General features: G+C 42.9%; 20 protein-coding genes. 19 read left to right on the top strand and 1 reads right to left on the bottom strand.

The window, feature by feature from the left end; genetic code table 11:
• Positions 1-119 precede the first annotated feature (119 nt).
• The 11 genes from V6D44_RS11960 to fni all read left to right on the top strand — a co-directional run bounded on the left by V6D44_RS11960 (position 120) and on the right by fni (position 10,614).
• On the top strand, positions 120-704 hold the full coding sequence (locus V6D44_RS11960; RefSeq protein WP_148961461.1) for a genetic competence negative regulator: 585 nt from the start codon (positions 120-122) through the stop codon (positions 702-704).
• Between the two features lie 158 nt (positions 705-862).
• Positions 863-2,137 (top strand): NAD-specific glutamate dehydrogenase, encoded by a 1,275-nt coding sequence (gene gudB, locus V6D44_RS11955; RefSeq protein ID WP_087990563.1) that lies wholly within the window; start codon positions 863-865, stop codon positions 2,135-2,137.
• 110 nt (positions 2,138-2,247) lie between these two features.
• The gene (locus V6D44_RS11950; protein WP_087990562.1) at positions 2,248-3,222 is read left to right on the top strand and encodes a YpdA family putative bacillithiol disulfide reductase; all 975 of its coding nucleotides are present in this window, start codon (positions 2,248-2,250) and stop codon (positions 3,220-3,222) included.
• A 119-nt stretch (positions 3,223-3,341) separates the two neighbouring features.
• Positions 3,342-3,998 carry a glutamic-type intramembrane protease PrsW gene (gene prsW / locus V6D44_RS11945; protein ID WP_087990561.1) on the top strand — a complete coding sequence of 219 codons (657 nt, stop codon included), beginning with the start codon at positions 3,342-3,344 and terminating at the stop codon, positions 3,996-3,998.
• Positions 3,999-4,147: 149 nt separating this feature from the next.
• The gene (sleB, locus tag V6D44_RS11940; RefSeq protein WP_087990560.1) at positions 4,148-5,059 is read left to right on the top strand and encodes a spore cortex-lytic enzyme; all 912 of its coding nucleotides are present in this window, start codon (positions 4,148-4,150) and stop codon (positions 5,057-5,059) included.
• A 36-nt stretch (positions 5,060-5,095) separates the two neighbouring features.
• A complete protein-coding gene (ypeB, locus tag V6D44_RS11935) occupies positions 5,096-6,448 on the top strand; it encodes a germination protein YpeB (RefSeq protein ID WP_087990559.1) in 1,353 nt (450 codons plus the stop codon).
• Positions 6,449-6,541: 93 nt separating this feature from the next.
• Entirely contained in the window at positions 6,542-7,195 is a 654-nt protein-coding gene (locus V6D44_RS11930) for a flagellar brake protein (RefSeq protein ID WP_289347611.1), read from the top strand.
• Positions 7,196-7,239: 44 nt separating this feature from the next.
• Positions 7,240-7,416 (top strand): YpfB family protein, encoded by a 177-nt coding sequence (locus V6D44_RS11925; protein ID WP_087990557.1) that lies wholly within the window; start codon positions 7,240-7,242, stop codon positions 7,414-7,416.
• A gap of 78 nt (positions 7,417-7,494) precedes the next feature.
• The gene (gene cmk / locus V6D44_RS11920; protein WP_148961465.1) at positions 7,495-8,169 is read left to right on the top strand and encodes a (d)CMP kinase; all 675 of its coding nucleotides are present in this window, start codon (positions 7,495-7,497) and stop codon (positions 8,167-8,169) included.
• 234 nt (positions 8,170-8,403) lie between these two features.
• The gene (rpsA, locus tag V6D44_RS11915; protein WP_087990555.1) at positions 8,404-9,552 is read left to right on the top strand and encodes a 30S ribosomal protein S1; all 1,149 of its coding nucleotides are present in this window, start codon (positions 8,404-8,406) and stop codon (positions 9,550-9,552) included.
• A gap of 12 nt (positions 9,553-9,564) precedes the next feature.
• Positions 9,565-10,614: a type 2 isopentenyl-diphosphate Delta-isomerase gene (fni, locus tag V6D44_RS11910; protein ID WP_333516544.1), complete on the top strand. Its 1,050-nt coding sequence runs from the start codon at positions 9,565-9,567 to the stop codon at positions 10,612-10,614.
• 42 nt (positions 10,615-10,656) lie between these two features.
• Here fni and V6D44_RS11905 read toward each other — a convergent pair whose 3' ends face one another.
• Positions 10,657-10,788, bottom strand: a complete 132-nt coding sequence (locus V6D44_RS11905) for a YpzI family protein (RefSeq protein ID WP_010334754.1) — start codon at positions 10,786-10,788, stop codon at positions 10,657-10,659.
• A 77-nt stretch (positions 10,789-10,865) separates the two neighbouring features.
• Between V6D44_RS11905 and V6D44_RS11900 the strand changes: the two genes are divergently transcribed.
• From V6D44_RS11900 to spoIVA, 8 genes are all read left to right on the top strand, one after another.
• Positions 10,866-11,465, top strand: coding sequence for a YphA family membrane protein (locus V6D44_RS11900; RefSeq protein WP_333516543.1), 600 nt, complete (start codon positions 10,866-10,868; stop codon positions 11,463-11,465).
• Complete coding sequence (locus tag V6D44_RS11895) at positions 11,462-12,355, top strand: YIEGIA family protein (protein WP_333516542.1); 894 nt, start codon at positions 11,462-11,464, stop codon at positions 12,353-12,355. Before V6D44_RS11900 ends, V6D44_RS11895 begins: the two co-directional genes overlap by 4 nt.
• Entirely contained in the window at positions 12,352-12,546 is a 195-nt protein-coding gene (locus V6D44_RS11890) for a capping complex subunit for YIEGIA (protein ID WP_333516541.1), read from the top strand. The genes V6D44_RS11895 and V6D44_RS11890 overlap by 4 nt, the downstream gene beginning before the upstream one ends.
• Positions 12,547-12,699: 153 nt before the next feature.
• On the top strand, positions 12,700-14,010 hold the full coding sequence (gene der, locus V6D44_RS11885; RefSeq protein WP_148961470.1) for a ribosome biogenesis GTPase Der: 1,311 nt from the start codon (positions 12,700-12,702) through the stop codon (positions 14,008-14,010).
• A gap of 17 nt (positions 14,011-14,027) precedes the next feature.
• Entirely contained in the window at positions 14,028-15,065 is a 1,038-nt protein-coding gene (locus V6D44_RS11880; protein WP_202327381.1) for an NAD(P)H-dependent glycerol-3-phosphate dehydrogenase, read from the top strand.
• Between the two features lie 338 nt (positions 15,066-15,403).
• A complete protein-coding gene (locus V6D44_RS11875) occupies positions 15,404-15,607 on the top strand; it encodes a DUF2768 domain-containing protein (protein ID WP_087990548.1) in 204 nt (67 codons plus the stop codon).
• Positions 15,608-15,628: 21 nt separating this feature from the next.
• The gene (locus V6D44_RS11870; protein WP_087990547.1) at positions 15,629-16,363 is read left to right on the top strand and encodes a hypothetical protein; all 735 of its coding nucleotides are present in this window, start codon (positions 15,629-15,631) and stop codon (positions 16,361-16,363) included.
• 182 nt (positions 16,364-16,545) lie between these two features.
• A complete protein-coding gene (spoIVA, locus tag V6D44_RS11865) occupies positions 16,546-18,024 on the top strand; it encodes a stage IV sporulation protein A (RefSeq protein ID WP_087990546.1) in 1,479 nt (492 codons plus the stop codon).
• Positions 18,025-18,232 lie beyond the last annotated feature (208 nt).

Genomic DNA, 18,232 nt, shown 5'->3' with positions numbered 1-18,232 from the left:
ATTGTGCTTGTCTTACTAGTGAACTCAGTGTAAACTGATAACAATTAAGAACCTATGACTCATCATCTCATATAATGTGTTATATGATTTGTGTGCAAGTAGAGGCAGGAGGGAACGTTATGCGGCTTGAGCGTCTGAATTATAATAAGATTAAAATCTTTTTAACCCTCGATGATTTGACAGACCGGGGATTGACAAAAGAAGACCTCTGGAAGGACTCATTTAAAGTCCACCAGTTATTTAAAGATATGATGAATGAAGCTAATACAGAGCTCGGCTTTGAAGCGAATGGACCGATTGCAGTGGAAGTGTATTCTCTCCAAGCACAAGGGATGGTTGTGATCGTAACAAAGAACCAGGAAGCAGATTCCGAAGACGATGAGTATGATGATGATTACATCGAAATGCAAGTCAAGCTTGATGAAAGCGCGGACATCATTTATCAATTCCATTCCTTTGAAGATATCATTCAGCTTTCAGAAAGCTTACAGCGAATCGGTATCACAGGGGGGACTGTCTACCACTATGAGGGACAGTACTTTTTAAGCCTTGAAGACCTGGGGTCACATACGGCTGAGGGAGTTGTGTCGGTTCTGGCTGAATACGGCAATCCGACAACTTTAACGATTTATCGCTTGCAAGAGTATGGTAAGCTTATTATGGACGATAATGCTGTTGAGACGATACAGACTCATTTTTTATAAAAATGCAACGGAAAACTGCTGATTTGACAGCAGTTTTTTTTGAGTTAAAAAACATGGAAAAACATAACGTTTATTCTATGCATAAATCATATGAAGGTGTATACTATTCTCTGAAAGGGAGCATGTGAGAAACAGAAGATTCTAGGAGGTTAACTCAAATGGCAGCCGATCGAAACACCGGTCATACAGAAGAGGACAAACTTGATGTGTTAAAATCAACCCAAACCGTAATACATAAGGCTCTGGAAAAATTGGGATATCCCGAAGAAGTCTACGAACTGTTAAAGGAGCCGATGAGATTATTAACGGTAAAAATACCTGTTCGTATGGACGACGGTTCAGTACAGATTTTTACAGGTTATCGTGCGCAGCACAATGACTCTGTCGGTCCGACGAAGGGCGGGATACGTTTTCACCCGAACGTAACAGAAAAAGAGGTGAAGGCGCTTTCTATTTGGATGAGTTTAAAATGCGGCATAATTGATCTTCCATATGGCGGTGGTAAAGGCGGAATTGTTTGTGATCCAAGGGATATGTCGTTTAGAGAGCTGGAGCGTCTGAGCAGAGGATACGTCAGAGCAATCAGCCAAATTGTCGGCCCGACAAAAGACGTGCCGGCACCGGATGTATTTACAAACTCACAAATCATGGCTTGGATGATGGATGAGTATTCAAGAATTGATGAATTTAATTCGCCTGGATTTATTACGGGCAAGCCGCTTGTGCTTGGCGGATCTCACGGGAGAGAATCTGCGACAGCAAAAGGCGTAACGATCTGTATTAAAGAAGCGGCAAAGAAAAAAGGCATCGATATTAATGGTGCGCGTGTCGTTGTTCAAGGCTTCGGAAACGCGGGAAGCTATTTAGCTAAATTTATGCATGATGCGGGAGCAAAGGTTGTCGGCATCTCAGATGCGTATGGCGGACTTTATGATCCGGAAGGCCTCGATATCGATTACTTACTCGACCGCCGCGACAGCTTCGGTACCGTAACAAAGCTTTTCAACGATACTATTACGAACCAGGAGCTGCTGGAGCTGGATTGTGATATCCTTGTTCCTGCCGCAATTGAAAATCAAATTACAGAAGAAAATGCCCATAATATCCGGGCTGGAATTGTCGTTGAAGCGGCAAACGGGCCAACAACGCTTGAAGGAACAAAAATTCTTTCAGACCGGGACATTCTGCTTGTGCCAGACGTACTGGCAAGCGCCGGTGGCGTAACGGTTTCATATTTTGAATGGGTTCAGAATAACCAAGGCTTCTACTGGAGTGAAGAAGAGGTAGAAGAGAAATTAGAAAAAATGATGATCAAATCATTTAACAATATTTATGAAATGGCTAAAAACCGAAGAATTGACATGAGGCTCGCTGCTTATATGGTCGGTGTTCGCAAAATGGCTGAAGCTTCGCGCTTTAGAGGCTGGATATAAGTTGATAATTTGCATAAAAATAAAAAATCTCCTATGATAAAATAGGAGATTTTTTTTATTCGGATATATAAAAATATGAAGTGAAATGCCAATCGCAGGAGTTGACGGAAATGATTCAAGAAAAAGCAATAATTATTGGTGGAGGACCTTGTGGACTATCTGCTGCCATTCACCTAAAACAAATTGGCATTGATGCCCTCGTCATTGAAAAAGGCAATGTCGTTAACAGCATTTACAATTATCCGACGCATCAAACCTTTTTCAGCTCAAGTGAAAAGCTTGAAATTGGAGACGTGGCATTTATTACGGAAAACAGAAAACCTGTCAGAATTCAGGCTTTGTCGTATTACCGGGAAGTCGTCAAACGGAAAAACATCCGTGTCAATGCGTTTGAAATGGTGCATAGAGTCACGAAAGCGGAAAACAATTCATTTGTTATAGAGACGTCAAAAGGAACTTACACGACACCGTATTGTATTATTGCAACAGGCTATTATGATCATCCAAACTATATGAACGTACCCGGTGAGGATTTGCCAAAAGTATTCCATTATTTTAAAGAAGGCCATCCGTACTTTGATAAAGATGTCGTCGTCATCGGCGGCAAAAATTCAAGCGTAGACGCTGCGCTTGAACTCGTGAAATCTGGAGCGCGTGTCACAGTCTTATACAGGGGCAATGAGTATTCGCCAAGCATTAAGCCGTGGATCCTGCCTGAATTTGAGTCGCTCGTCAGAAACGGGACAATTCGCATGGAATTTGGGGCATGTGTCGAAAAAATCACCGAGGATGAAGTGGTATTCCGCTCCGGCGAGAAGGAACCCATTACCATTAAAAATGATTTTGTATTTGCCATGACAGGCTATCATCCCGATCATCAATTTCTTGAAAAAATGGGTGTTAAAATTGATCAAGAAACAGGACGTCCATTTTTTAATGAAGAAACGATGGAAACAAACGTTGAAGGCATTTTTATTGCCGGGGTCATTGTTGCCGGGAACAATGCAAATGAAATATTTATTGAAAACGGCAGATTTCACGGGGGACATATCGCAGCGGAAATCGCCAAAAGAGAAAATTGTTAAAGAAGGGGAGCATATGAAGAATTCGTATGCTCTTTTTGTTTTTTTAAGTTCAGACAGATGTAAAATCATAAACAACATGGTAGGATAGACTTAGGAATATAAAGGAAAGAGGTTGCCTGATGTTTGCAATCATCTCTGCAGGAATCGCTCCCGGCATCGCGCTGTTAAGTTATTTTTATTTAAAAGATCAGTATGATAATGAACCTGTACATATGGTGCTTCGGTCGTTTTTTCTGGGAGTTGTTCTTGTATTTCCCACAATGTTTATCCAGTACGTGCTTGAAAAAGAGAATGTGGGAGGCGGAAGCTTTTTCGTTTCTTTTTTGACTTCAGGGTTTTTGGAGGAATCACTGAAATGGTTTATTCTGATGGTCAGTGTATACCCGCACGCCCACTTTGATGAGCATTATGACGGGATTGTGTACGGGGCCAGTGTATCGCTCGGTTTTGCAACTCTCGAAAATATTCTTTACTTAATCGGCCACGGTGTGGAGCATGCGTTTGTCAGGGCGCTGCTGCCAGTTTCATGCCATGCCTTGATAGGTGTTATTATGGGATTTTACCTTGGGAAAGCCCGTTTTTCCGCTCATAAGGCGCGTGTGAAGTGGCTTATTCTTTCTTTAGCTGTTCCGTCACTTTTGCATGGATCGTATGATTTTATTCTGACAGCACTCAGCAATTGGATTTATTATATGTTTCCATTTATGTTGTTTTTATGGTGGTTTGGTTTGCGCAAAGCGAAAAAAGCCCGTTCCGTCAATATGATGCAAGTATAGAAGCCGCACAGAACCGTGCGGCTTTTTGTGTGCCGATTTATCAAATGAGATTTATGTTCTGAGGGATAACAAGGAAAGAGTGTATAAAAATAACCTCGTTACAGAAAATACGATTACACTCAAAAATTTGCTGTAGGAGGCTTGAAAAGATGAAGTCCAAAGGAACGATTATGGCATGTCTCATCCTTTTTTCCTTTACAATAACGACGTTTATCAATACTGAAACCATCTCTGCCTTTTCCAATCAGGTCATTCAAAGAGGGGCTACAGGAGACGATGTGATCGAACTCCAAGCGCGCCTTCAATATAATGGATACTATAACGGAAAAATTGACGGGGTTTATGGATGGGGAACGTACTGGGCAGTTCGAAATTTTCAGGATCAATTCGGGTTAAAAGAGGTTGATGGCCTTGTAGGGGCTAAAACAAAGCAAACCCTAATATCTAAATCTAAATACTATCGTGAATATGTCATGGAACAGCTTCAAAAAGGGAATACGTTCACGCATTACGGAAAAATTCCGCTAAAGTATCAGACGAAACCGTCAAAAGCAGCAACACAAAAAGCAAGACAGCAAGCAGAAGCGCGGCAGAAACAGCCTGCGGAAAAAACAACGCAGCAGCCTAAAGCGGATAAACAGCAAAACAACACACCTGAAAAAACAAGAAAACAGGACGCGGTCGCAGCTAACATGCCTGGCGGATTTTCCAACAATGATATTCGGCTGCTTTCTCAAGCGGTTTACGGGGAAGCACGGGGAGAACCGTACGAGGGTCAGGTTGCCGTCGCGGCAGTTATTTTGAACCGGTTGAACAGTCCGTTATTTCCCAATTCAGTTGCTGGTATTATTTTTGAACCGCTTGCTTTTACAGCAGTGGCTGACGGGCAAATCTATATGCAGCCGAATGAAACGGCAAGAGAAGCAGTGCTGGATGCCATTAATGGCTGGGATCCAACCGAGGAAGCACTGTACTACTTTAATCCGGATACAGCGACCAGCGCATGGATTTGGGGACGCCCGCAGATCAAGAGAATCGGAAAACACATTTTCTGTGAGTAGCAGGATATAAGAAAGCATAAAAATGAGGTGTGATAAATGATCAGAGGTATTTTAATCGCGTTGCTCGGTATTGCAATTGTCGGTACAAGCTACTGGGGATACAAAGAACACCAGGAAAAAGACGCAGTTCTTCTTCATGCTGAAAATAACTACCAGCGGGCGTTCCATGAACTTACCTATCAGATGGATCAGCTTCACGATAAAATCGGAACAACACTCGCCATGAACAGCCAAAAATCACTGTCACCTGCATTGGTAGATGTGTGGAGGATTACATCTGAAGCCCATAACAGTGTCAGTCAGCTGCCGCTTACATTAATGCCGTTTAACAAAACAGAAGAGTTATTATCAAAGATCGGCGATTTCAGTTATAAAACGTCAGTCAGAGATTTGGAGCAAAAGCCGCTAGATAAAAAAGAGTATACATCACTAAATAAGCTATATCAGCAATCCGAAGATATACAAAATGAATTGCGTCATGTTCAGCACCTTGTTATGAGCAAAAACCTTCGCTGGATGGACGTAGAGATGGCACTGGCTTCTGACGAAAAACAAAGCGATAATACGATTATCAACAGCTTTAAAACCGTCGAAAAAAATGTCGGTGCATTCTCCACCGGAACAGACCTTGGCCCGAGTTTCACCAGCACCAAAAAAGAAGAGAAGGGCTTCAGCCATCTGAAAGGAAAACAAATTTCCGAACAGGAAGCAAAACAAATTGCTGAGCGTTTTGCCCCGGATGACAATTATTCAATTAAAGTGGTGAAAAGTGGAAAAAAAACAAACCGCGACGTATATAGCGTCAGCATGAAAGACCCAGACCATAAAGCAGCGATTTATATGGATATTACGAGAAAGGGCGGGCATCCGGTATATTTGATCCAAAACAGAAAAGTGAAGAATCAGAAATTCAGTTTGAATGACGGGTCGAACCGCGCGCTCGCCTTTTTAAAGAAAAACGGATTTGAAACAGATGATTTGGAAATTGATGAAAGTGCCCAATATGATAAAATCGGCGTATTTTCATATGTGCCTGTTGAAAATAAAATCCGAATGTACCCGGAAGCCATTCGCATGAAAGTGGCTTTGGATGACGGTGAGGTTGTAGGCTTTTCAGCAAGGGACTTCCTAACATCCCACAGAAAAAGAAATATTCCTAAGCCGGCCATTACTGAGGCAGAAGCGAAATCGAAATTAAATAAAAATGTACAAGTAAGAGAAACAAGGCTTGCTTTGATTACAAATGAACTTGGCCAAGAAGTGTTATGCTATGAAATGCTCGGGACAATTGAAAATGACACATTCAGAATGTATATAAATGCCAGTGATGGTTCGGAAGAAAAGGTTGAAAAATTAAAAAATGCTGAACCTATATATAAAGACCTATAAAAAACAGGAGGAAAGGACTAAATGTCTTTTCCTTTTTTTCATAACGTGCTTTAATAAAAATGAGAGTATATTGAATACGAAAGAGTGAAGTTAATGATTGAGATTGGGGAAAATATATATTTAGAATATATAGAAGAAAATGAATTGAAAAAAGCGAAAAGTAAAGCTGTAAGCAACGAAAACAATGAGCTTTTGATCGCGTACCCGGTTGATGTAGCTACAGGGCGAACTGTGATTTTGCATAACGATATGGAAGTAACGGTAGAGTTTGTGGGCAAAGACGAAGTTCCTTACCGCTTTACAAGCCGTATAAAAGGTAAAGTGAAGGACAAACTTCAAATGATCTGTCTTGAAGTGCCTCCCCGTGAAAAGGTGAAACGGATCCAGCGCCGCCAGTATGTGAGAACTGATGCGGTATTGGATGTGCGAATGCAGCCGGCAGCTGAGGAAGAGTTCAGCACACTTTCCTATAATATCAGCGCGGGCGGCATCGCCTTAATTTTAGCGGATGGCCATTCCTTTCAATCCGGGGAATCATTGCGCCTGATTATCAGTCTTTCTGAAAATGAAAACATACGTCAAATAGAAACAGCAGCCGTTGTCAGACGAGTCTTTGACGATCCGAAAACAGGGAAGCATAAAATGACCCTTGAGTATACGGGAATCTCAGCGAGTGACCAGCAGTTTCTGCTTCAATATTGCATCCGGCGCCAGTTAAATAAGAGAAGAAAGGCACGGATGGAATAAACATCGGCAAACACTTCCATACTATTTGTGATGGAGGTGCTCCGATGAAAACATTTGAACGGCTGCTGATCAAATTATTGTTCATTCAGGCCATCATTTTACTTGGTGTCCAGATTCTTTTTCACTATGAGCATATTGAGCCTTATGTATCAAAAGTGATTCAATATGAAGGGGTGGATAAAATGGAGGAGAACAATAGGATTGAAACCTTCAAACATTAATTATTCATCAATTTTCCACCCTTTTTCATAAAGTTCGTGATACAATCCATAGAGGAGAAAAGAGCAAGGAGAGGAATTATGGAAAAGAAATTATCGATTGCAATTGACGGCCCGGCAGCTGCGGGGAAAAGCACCGTTGCCAAAATTGTGGCTGAGAAGAAATCGTACATATATATTGATACAGGAGCGATGTATCGGGCGATAACGTACACGGCTTTGCAAGAAAACATTGACCTGGCAAATGAAGAAAAATTGGCTGAGCTGCTAAAGCGGACAAACATTGAACTGATGACAACAGAAGTAGGACAAAAAGTGCTCGTTAATGGCACCGATGTAACTGAGGCGATCCGAACAGACGAAGTCAGCAACCAAGTTTCAATAGCAGCAAAGCACAGAAGCGTCAGGGGAGAAATGGTGAAACGCCAGCAGCAGCTTGGGGAAAAAGGCGGCGTCGTCATGGATGGACGTGATATCGGGACTCACGTGCTGCCGAATGCTGAAGTGAAAATTTTTCTTTTGGCTTCTGTTGAGGAAAGAGCGAAACGCCGTTATGAAGAAAACGTGAAAAAAGGCTACGATGTCAACTATGAGACATTGATTGAGGAAATTGCAAGAAGAGACAAGCTTGATTCAGAGCGCGAAGTATCTCCGTTGCGCAAAGCAGAAGACGCTCTTGAGATCGATACGACATCTCTTTCCATTCAAGAGGTAGCTGATAAAATCCTCAAGGCAGTGGAGCAAAAGTCCCGCTGATTATGGCGAATGCCACTTTTTTGGATTTTTTCAGCCAAGAAAGAATGTTATTGCTTGACAAACCTGTCCTTTTATTAGAAGTTAATACTAATAAAACTTTTTATTGATCATTCAAAAAACTTTTTTGGATGATTCTTTAAAATACATATTCGGCTAAAAGCGGGCATGTTATATGTCCAGCTTTCAAACCGTTTTAATTAAGCTGTGTAGGTTTGGACCAAGGAGGTTATTCAAATGACAGAGGAAATGAATCAAATTGATGTTCAAGTGCCAGAGGTTGGAGATGTAGTTAAAGGGATTGTGACAAAGGTAGAGGATAAACATGTGGATGTTGAAATTATCAATGTCAAACAGTCCGGTATTATTCCAATCAGTGAATTATCAAGTCTTCATGTAGAGAAAGCATCGGATGTTGTAAAAGTAGACGACGAGCTTGACCTGAAAGTAACAAAAGTGGAAGACGATGCTTTGATTTTATCTAAACGTGCTGTTGATGCAGACCGCGCTTGGGAAGACCTTGAGAAAAAATTTGAAACAAAAGAAGTGTTTGAAGCTGAAGTTAAAGATGTCGTGAAAGGCGGACTTGTCGTTGATATCGGCGTTCGCGGTTTTATTCCGGCATCACTTGTTGAAGCGCATTTCGTTGAAGATTTTACTGATTATAAAGGAAAAACACTGTCTCTGCTCGTTGTAGAGCTTGACCGTGATAAAAACCGCGTGATCCTTTCACACCGTGCCGTTGTTGAAAGTGAGCAAGTAAATAAAAAACAAGAACTTCTTCAGTCTCTCGAAGTTGGAAGTGTACTTGATGGCAAAGTGCAGCGCCTGACTGATTTTGGTGCGTTTGTTGATATCGGCGGTATCGATGGACTTGTACACATTTCGCAGCTTTCCCACTCCCATGTGGAGAAGCCGTCCGACGTTGTTGAAGAAGGACAAGAAGTAAAAGTGAAAGTATTATCGGTTGACCGTGATAATGAACGTATTTCTTTATCTATCAAAGACACACTGCCTGGACCGTGGAGCCAAATCGGCGAGAAAGTGAAACCAGGCGATGTGCTTGAAGGAACTGTGCAGCGTCTTGTAAGCTTCGGAGCCTTTGTTGAAATTTTTCCGGGTGTTGAAGGTCTCGTTCATATTTCTCAAATTTCCAATAAACACATCGGCACGCCGCATGAAGTCCTTGAAGAAGGACAGACTGTAAAAGTGAAGGTTCTTGATGTGAATGAAAATGAGGAGCGCATTTCATTAAGTATGCGTGAACTTGAAGAAGCGCCTAAAGCCGATCAGGAAGATTACCGTCAATATCAGGCGAAGGAAGAAACAAGCACTGGCTTCCAGCTTGGTGATTTGATCGGAGATAAGCTGAATAAACTAAAATAATTGGTGATAAACGTGACTCGAGCAGAACGGAAAAAACAACACATCAATCATGCCCTGTCCACTGGACAAAAGCGGGACACGGGTCTTGATGATATTACGTTTGTTCATGCCAGTCTGCCCGATCTTGCATTAGAACAAGTAGATATTTCCACAAAAATCGGCGAACTTTCAAGCAGTTCGCCGATTTTTATCAATGCAATGACTGGCGGCGGCGGACAACTTACATATGATATTAATCAATCACTTGCACGAGCGGCTCGTCAGGCCGGTATACCTCTTGCTGTCGGATCCCAAATGTCAGCATTAAAAGATCCCTCAGAGCGTTTTTCGTATGAAATCGTTCGAAAAGAAAACCCAAACGGACTGATTTTTGCCAACTTGGGAAGCGAGGCGACAGCTGATCAGGCAAAGGAAGCAGTGGAAATGATTGGAGCAGACGCGCTGCAGATTCACTTGAATGTGATTCAGGAAATTGTGATGCCTGAAGGAGACAGAAGCTTCAGCGGAGCTCTGGACCGTATTGAACAGATTTGCAGTCAGGTCAGTGTGCCGGTCATTGTGAAAGAGGTCGGCTTCGGTATGAGCAAAGAATCAGCAGGGAAGCTTTATGAAGCTGGTGCTGCAGCTGTAGATATCGGCGGTTACGGGGGCACGAATTTCTCGAAAATCGAAAATCTCCGAAGACATCGGCAAATCACCTTTTTTAACTCGTGGGGCATTTCGACAGCAGCAAGTTTGGCGGAAATCCGCTCTGCGTTTCCCGCAAGCACAATGATGGCGTCCGGAGGCCTGCAGGATGCGCTTGATGTGGCAAAGGCAATAGCGCTGGGGGCCTCTTGCACCGGAATGGCAGGACACTTTTTAAAAGCGCTGACTGAAAGCGGAGAGGAAGGACTGCTTGAGGAGGTTCAGCTGATCCTTGACGAATTAAAAATGATTATGACCGTACTGGGCGCCAGAACGATTACTGATTTGCAAAAGACACCTCTTGTGATCAAAGGTGAAACCCATCACTGGCTCACAGAGAGAGGGATTGATACGTCCAGCTATAGTGTGCGATGAATGATCAAAAGCCCAAAACCTTATGAGTTTTGGGCTTTTGCATTATGATTTTCGCTTTTTGAATTTTCCGTTTTGTTCAAGGCTTGTTGCTCCGTCATAGTGAATGGACTGGTCGCGATCTGATTCGACTCTGCCAGAAGCTTTGAGTTTTTTTTCCTGTCTGTCTTTTCCCATGATCATACTCCTTATTGTGAGGTGGATTGTTTAAAAAAAGCGCTCGGGCTCCATACTGGGAGTATGGAGGAAGCAAAATGGAACAATTTTATTACTATTGGTCAATGTGGTTTCTGTGGGTCCTGACGACGTTTATTTTTGAAAAGACGAAAAGGCGATTTGCCGTCTCTGTCTTTATTTTGACTAATATGATTCTAAGCATACATGACATCACTTTATATTTTTCCCTAAATACTGCTTATATGATGTTTTTTTTCTGCGGGTGTGTCTATGCAGGGTATTTGAAAATGTATCGTTTTCGTTATCTCATGGTCTATCTGATGCTTATTGCCGGGTATGCGTTTGTTTATCTTTTTGCATTATATGATCCAGTTTGGTTTATCATAAAACCTGAGTGGGCTGCCGTAATATTATTAGTGCTTTTGACAGCTTCGGTTGAAAGGGAGTTCCAGAAACAGCTTACATTATTTGTGCTAGGGATGTGCCAAGGCGAACTGGTGTATTCGTTTGTGATTCAGAAGCTGGCCGGGGCTTTGGCTGTCGGTGGCTTTCAATGGCTGAATACGTGTTCCGCGGGTATTATATTGCTGTTTGGCATATCGAAATACGAACAGCTGGCAAGCCAGATTGGTCAAAGGAGCAAAAGATCAAACAAAGGAGCTACCAAAATGTCATGAGTGATTACATTTATCCAATTATTGCTGGGGTCATTGCCGGGGTCGCGACACGGCTTTATATGCTGAAAACGGATTACCGCCAGTATCCGACCTATGTTCATGGGAAAGTCATTCACATTGCACTAGGGCTGATTGCGGCTGGTTTAGGGGCCATTATTATGCCGGCGCTTTTGCAGGAGGAATTTACGGCCATCACGTTTTTAACATTGGCAGCGACGCAATTTAGAGATGTTCGAAACATGGAGCGGAACACACTGACGCAAATGGATTCGTATGAACTTGTCTCAAGGGGAAGCACATATATTGAGGGAATTGCGATTGCGTTTGAAAGCAGAAATTATATCGTGATCTTTACAGCTCTTTTGACAACCTCTGCGTATGTGCTTTTATCCGTTTGGGCTGCAGTTATAGCAGCTATTGTTTGTTTCTTGCTGGCAATGAAATTTATGTCGGGCAGTGTGTTGAAGGAGATTGTAGATATCGAGTACATAAAGCCGCGCTTTGACGGCCCGGGACTGTTTGTTGATAATATTTATATGATGAATATTGGGCTACCGGAAAAACAGGAACTGATTTTAAAGCACGGCATGGGATTTATTTTAACGCCAAAAAACTTTAATTCAGCAGCGACGATTGCCAACTTAGGGCAGCGCCAGGCCATTTTATTTGATGTTTCGAATGTACTCGGGGTTTATCGGGATTCGGGCGAGCCGTCTCTCACTCCAATTGCAAAACGCGATTTAAATGACGGGAGAGTGGCAGTTTTTGTTCTTCCGCAAATTAATCACCCCGAAACAGCTGTTCAGATTATCAGCAATGTTCCAACTTTGGAAAACGCGATCAGAATGCCGACGGAATTTATCAAGAACCAGGATAAGGTGATAGAATGAGCGAATCTCTTACGAAAATGATTTTGTCTGTGATTACGACGAACCGAAACCGGGCTGCGGGGGGAGCTCCTGTCTTTTTTTGCAATGACAGAAAGGAGATGGAGCTTTTCGCTATAAATCTTGAGGCGATCCTTGATGGAATAGCGCACAGAATTGGAGATGACGTGTATTTGATCGTGAAACATTTTTAAGAATAGTTGTGATCCCAGTAAAAACTGATATAATAAATGAGTTAAGCCCTTCCTCTGAAGGGTTTCTTTTCATAAAAGTGAATGAAATGATTTTAATAACCGGTTGAAAATTTATGTAAAAATGAAAGCGGCTGGATCGAAAGGAAGGGTACTATGGGTAAACCTGTCGTAGCCATTGTCGGGAGACCAAATGTAGGAAAATCCACAATCTTTAATCGGATTGCGGGAGAAAGAATTTCAATAGTAGAAGATACCCCTGGTGTGACAAGGGATCGGATATACAGCTCGGCTGAGTGGCTGAATTATGATTTTAATTTAATTGATACTGGCGGTATTGATATCGGTGATGAGCCGTTCTTAGCGCAGATTCGCCAGCAGGCTGAAATCGCCATGGATGAAGCGGATGTCATTATCTTTATGGTGAACGGCCGTGAAGGCGTGACTGCTGCTGATGAAGAAGTAGCGAAAATTTTGTACCGCACGAAAAAGCCAGTTGTTTTGGCAGTTAATAAACTGGATAACACAGAAATGAGAGCGGATATTTACGATTTTTATTCGCTTGGCTTTGGCGAGCCGTATCCAATTTCGGGAACACACGGACTCGGATTAGGTGATTTGCTGGATGCCGTTGCAGAGCATTTTAAAAACATTCCTGAAACGAAATACGATGAAGAAGTGGTTCAATTCTGCCTGATCGGACGCCCGAACGTCGGAAAGTCCTCGCTAGTGAACGCGATGCTCGGCGAAGAGCGCGTCATTGTGAGCAACGTGGCAGGAACGACACGAGATGCTGTTGATACGGCATTTACGTACAACCAGCAGGAGTTTGTCATTGTTGATACTGCCGGCATGCGAAAAAAAGGGAAAGTCTATGAAACGACTGAAAAGTACAGTGTACTGCGGGCGCTGAAAGCAATCGACCGCTCAGAAGTCGTTGCGGTTGTGCTGGACGGCGAAGAAGGCATTATTGAACAGGATAAGCGCATCGCCGGTTATGCACACGAAGCGGGCAAAGCTGTCGTGATCGTCGTAAACAAATGGGATGCTGTTGACAAAGATGAAAGCACGATGAAAGAATTTGAAGAAAATATCCGTGACCATTTTCAATTTCTTAATTATGCGCCAATCTTATTCATGTCAGCCTTAACGAAAAAACGGATTCATACGCTGATGCCTGCGATTATCAAAGCGAGTGAAAATCATTCACTGCGGGTTCAAACGAATGTCTTAAATGATGTCATCATGGACGCTGTGGCAATGAATCCGACGCCGACTCATAACGGTTCTCGTTTGAAGATTTATTATGCGACCCAAGTGGCGGTAAAACCGCCGAGTTTCGTTGTGTTTGTAAACGATCCGGAATTAATGCATTTCTCGTACGAACGCTTTTTAGAAAACCGAATCAGAGACGCGTTCGATTTTGAAGGGACACCAATCAAAATATTTGCAAGAGCTAGAAAATAAAAAGGTGTGAAGCAAATATGAAAAAAGTCACTATGCTCGGAGCGGGAAGCTGGGGGACGGCACTGGCTTTAGTGTTAGCCGATAATCATCACAATGTAACCATGTGGGGGCACCGTGCAGATCTGATTGATCAAATCAATGATCAGCATGAAAATAAGGATTATTTGCCGAACGTCAAGCTGCCGGAATCAATAGAGGCTACAACGGATATCGGGAAAGCTGTTTCGGACGCAGATTTCATTATTGTTGCGGTTCCGACAAAAGCGATTCGGGAAGTGCTGAGACAGGCTGTGCCTTTTATCACGAAAAAGGCAGTCTTTGTTCATGTCAGCAAGGGAATAGAGCCTGATTCGCTCCTTCGCATTTCTGAGATTATGGAAGACGAGCTCCCAAGCGATGTCAGAAAAGATGTTGTGGTCCTTTCCGGCCCGAGCCATGCGGAAGAAGTGGGGCTGCGCCATCCGACGACCGTTACTTCATCTTCAAAAAGCATGCGGGCAGCAGAAGAGGTGCAGGATTTATTTATTAATCACAATTTCCGGGTGTACACAAACCCTGACATTATCGGAGTTGAGATCGGCGGGGCTTTAAAAAATATCATTGCACTTGCCGCAGGAATTACAGACGGTTTAGGGTATGGCGACAATGCCAAAGCTGCATTGATTACGCGCGGACTTGCCGAAATCGCGAGACTCGGAACGAAAATGGGCGGGAATCCCCTGACGTTTTCTGGATTGACAGGAGTGGGCGATCTGATTGTGACGTGCACAAGTGTTCATTCCAGAAACTGGCGTGCCGGCAATTTGCTCGGAAAAGGGTACAAGCTCAAAGACGTTCTTGAAGAGATGGGAATGGTAGTCGAAGGCGTCCGTACGACAAAAGCGGCTTACCAGCTTTCGGAGAAATATGATGTGAAAATGCCGATTACAAAAGCACTCCATCAAGTTCTATTTAACGGACAAAAAGTGGAAACTGCTGTTGAATCTTTAATGGCGAGAGGGAAAACCCACGAGATGGAGGATCTGGTAAATACGTTTGAAAATCAAGTGAAGTAAAAGTGTCAATTGTATTGACGACCGCATATCTTAATTGAACGAAAGCCCGAAAAACAGTAGAACACCCAAGTCTTGGGATCTCCTGAAACATTTTGCTGATTTAGGCAATAGAGGATGCATCTGTATGCCAAGTCGCATACTATAGCATCGAAGTCCAAGAGAGTGTTTCTTAAACGTGCAGGTGAATATAGTCAATTTGACTGAAGCGAAGGTCCCCCTCTTTGCTTCAGTTTTTTGTTCTATCAAAGGATGGAAAATCTGGTTGATCTTTACCGGCGCTGTATATTAAAATGAAATATAACGCTTACATCATACATATTAGGGGGAGGCGCAGGTCATTGAGTCTGGCATTGATGAAAATGTGGTTTGCACTGGGGTCCATGGGCCTGATGTTTCTGGCTGTAGCGTCCATCTATTTAAGCCGGTTTAAGTTTCGGAATCGTTTTCTGAAGATTGCGGTTTCATCGTTTGCTTACATGTGTATGCTCATATCGGGAATTATTGTGTTTGTCGTGGTATTCAGCGGTCCTGTCAATGAATAAAGCTGTAAAAGGAAGTGCTGTATGGGTAAACTGAAGTGCGCTATGATTTTTGCGGCAGTCGTGTTTTTATCAGGCTGTTTATATCCAAATGAGCGGAAAAGCAGTGTACATGCCATTCCTTATCAGGACCAGTTAGAGCAGGTCCAGTCTGCTGTTGACGAATTCCAAAAGGCAAATGGAGGACTGCTTCCCATTCAAACAAAAGATATGTCGACACCTCTGTATCAAAAATATCCGATAGACTTTAACCGTTTAGCGCCGAGGTATATGGCCGAACCTCCAAGCACGGCATATGAAAGCGGAGGAGACTATCAATACGTGCTTGTCGACGTAGAGAACGATCCGACTGTTAAATTGATTGATCTAAAGATGGCTGAAAAAATCCGCGATGTGAAATTGCGTGTCCAAATGTACCGCCAGGAGCATCAATATCCGCCTTATCAGGATGTGCTGTCACGTGATTTATTTACACTAGATGAGAAGAAGCTGGGGGTTGGAAGCTCTCTTACAGTGACAAGCCCAATCTCAGGGAATTCCTTGCCGCTTATGATTGACGGAGACGGAGAAATATATGCCGATTACCGGACTGAGCTGGCTTCTTGGCTCAAAAAAAGCAAAAAAACGTTTAAGCCCGGATCTGAAATTCAGGATATGATTTGGCAAGAAACGCCTTTCGTCCCGGCGTTTTCTGTGAAATATACGGTAAATGACAAACAGGAACCTGTTTTTTTAGAAAATGATATGAAAAAGGAATGAACCTTTCTCCCTTGCATACAAATAGGGAGAAAGGTTTTTTTATACTTTAATAGATTGAGGACGGAAAATTTTCTAAAGATGTCATATTGAAATAGGACAACGTCATACACATATAGTGTCCTGTGTTTGATTGAAAGAGCTTAATAAAATTGATAAGGATAGGAAGTCCGGGAGGGATTCACTTGGAAAAGGTCGATATTTTCAAGGATATCGCTGAACGAACAGGAGGCGATATATACTTAGGAGTCGTAGGTGCTGTCCGTACAGGAAAATCCACGTTCATTAAAAAATTCATGGAGCTTGTGGTGCTCCCGAATATCGGTAACGAAGCAGACCGGGCCCGTGCGCAGGATGAGTTGCCGCAGAGCGCGGCCGGCAAAACGATTATGACTACAGAGCCTAAATTTGTTCCGAATCAGGCGATGTCTGTTCACGTGTCAGACGGACTCGATGTCAATATAAGATTAGTAGATTGTGTAGGCTACACAGTACCCGGCGCTAAAGGATATGAAGATGAAAACGGGCCGCGGATGATTAACACGCCTTGGTACGAAGAACCGATCCCATTTCATGAGGCTGCTGAAATTGGCACGCGAAAAGTCATTCAAGAACACTCGACCATCGGAGTTGTCATTACAACAGACGGCACCATTGGTGATATCGCCAGAAGTGACTATATAGAGGCTGAAGAAAGAGTCATTGAAGAGCTGAAAGAGGTTGGCAAACCCTTTATTATGGTCATCAACTCAGTCAGGCCGTATCATCCGGAAACAGAAGCCATGCGCCAGGATTTAAGCGAAAAATATGATATCCCGGTTTTGGCAATGAGCGTGGAAAGCATGCGGGAATCAGATGTGCTGAGTGTGCTCAGAGAAGCCCTCTACGAGTTTCCGGTGCTTGAGGTAAATGTCAACCTCCCAAGCTGGGTAATGGTGCTAAAAGAAAACCATTGGCTGCGTGAAAGCTACCAGGAATCCGTGAAGGAAACTGTTAAGGATATTAAGCGGCTTCGGGACGTAGACAGGGTTGTCGGCCAATTCAGCGAGTTTGAATTTATTGAAAGTGCCGGATTAGCCGGAATTGAGCTGGGTCAAGGGGTCGCAGAAATCGATTTGTACGCGCCGGACCACTTATATGATCAAATCTTGAAAGAAGTGGTGGGTGTTGAAATCAGAGGAAGAGACCATTTGCTTGAACTCATGCAAGACTTTGCCCATGCGAAAACAGAATATGATCAAGTGTCTGATGCCTTAAAAATGGTCAAACAGACGGGATACGGCATTGCAGCGCCTGCTTTAACTGATATGAGTCTCGATGAGCCGGAAATTATAAGGCAGGGCTCACGATTCGGTGTGAGGCTAAAAGCTGTCGCGCCATCGATCCATATGATCAAAGTAGACGTCGAAAGCGAATTCGCGCCGATTATCGGAACGGAAAAACAAAGCGAAGAGCTTGTACGCTATTTAATGCAGGACTTTGAGGATGATCCGCTCTCCATCTGGAACTCCGATATCTTCGGAAGATCACTGAGCTCAATTGTGAGAGAAGGGATTCAGGCAAAGCTGTCATTAATGCCTGAAAACGCGCGGTATAAATTAAAAGAAACGTTAGAAAGAATTATAAACGAAGGCTCTGGCGGCTTAATCGCCATCATCCTGTAATACCGGAAGACCTCTTTATAGAATGGGAGGTCTTTTTTCTTTGCTCTTAATAATGGAAAAGGATCAAAGAATAGGATGAAAAAAGCAAAAAAAAGGAATATTTGTTCGGTAAACCACGTTAAATCCTTGACGAGCAAGGGATTGACGCTTTAAAATGCTTGATATGGCTTTTTATATGTGTTACTCTACATACAGAAATTCTTCACTT

The organism is Bacillus sp. 0209A (assembly GCF_036765095.1).
Classification (GTDB): Bacteria; Bacillota; Bacilli; order Bacillales; family Bacillaceae; genus Bacillus; species Bacillus subtilis_G.
This window is presented reverse-complemented; position numbering and strand designations above follow the sequence as displayed.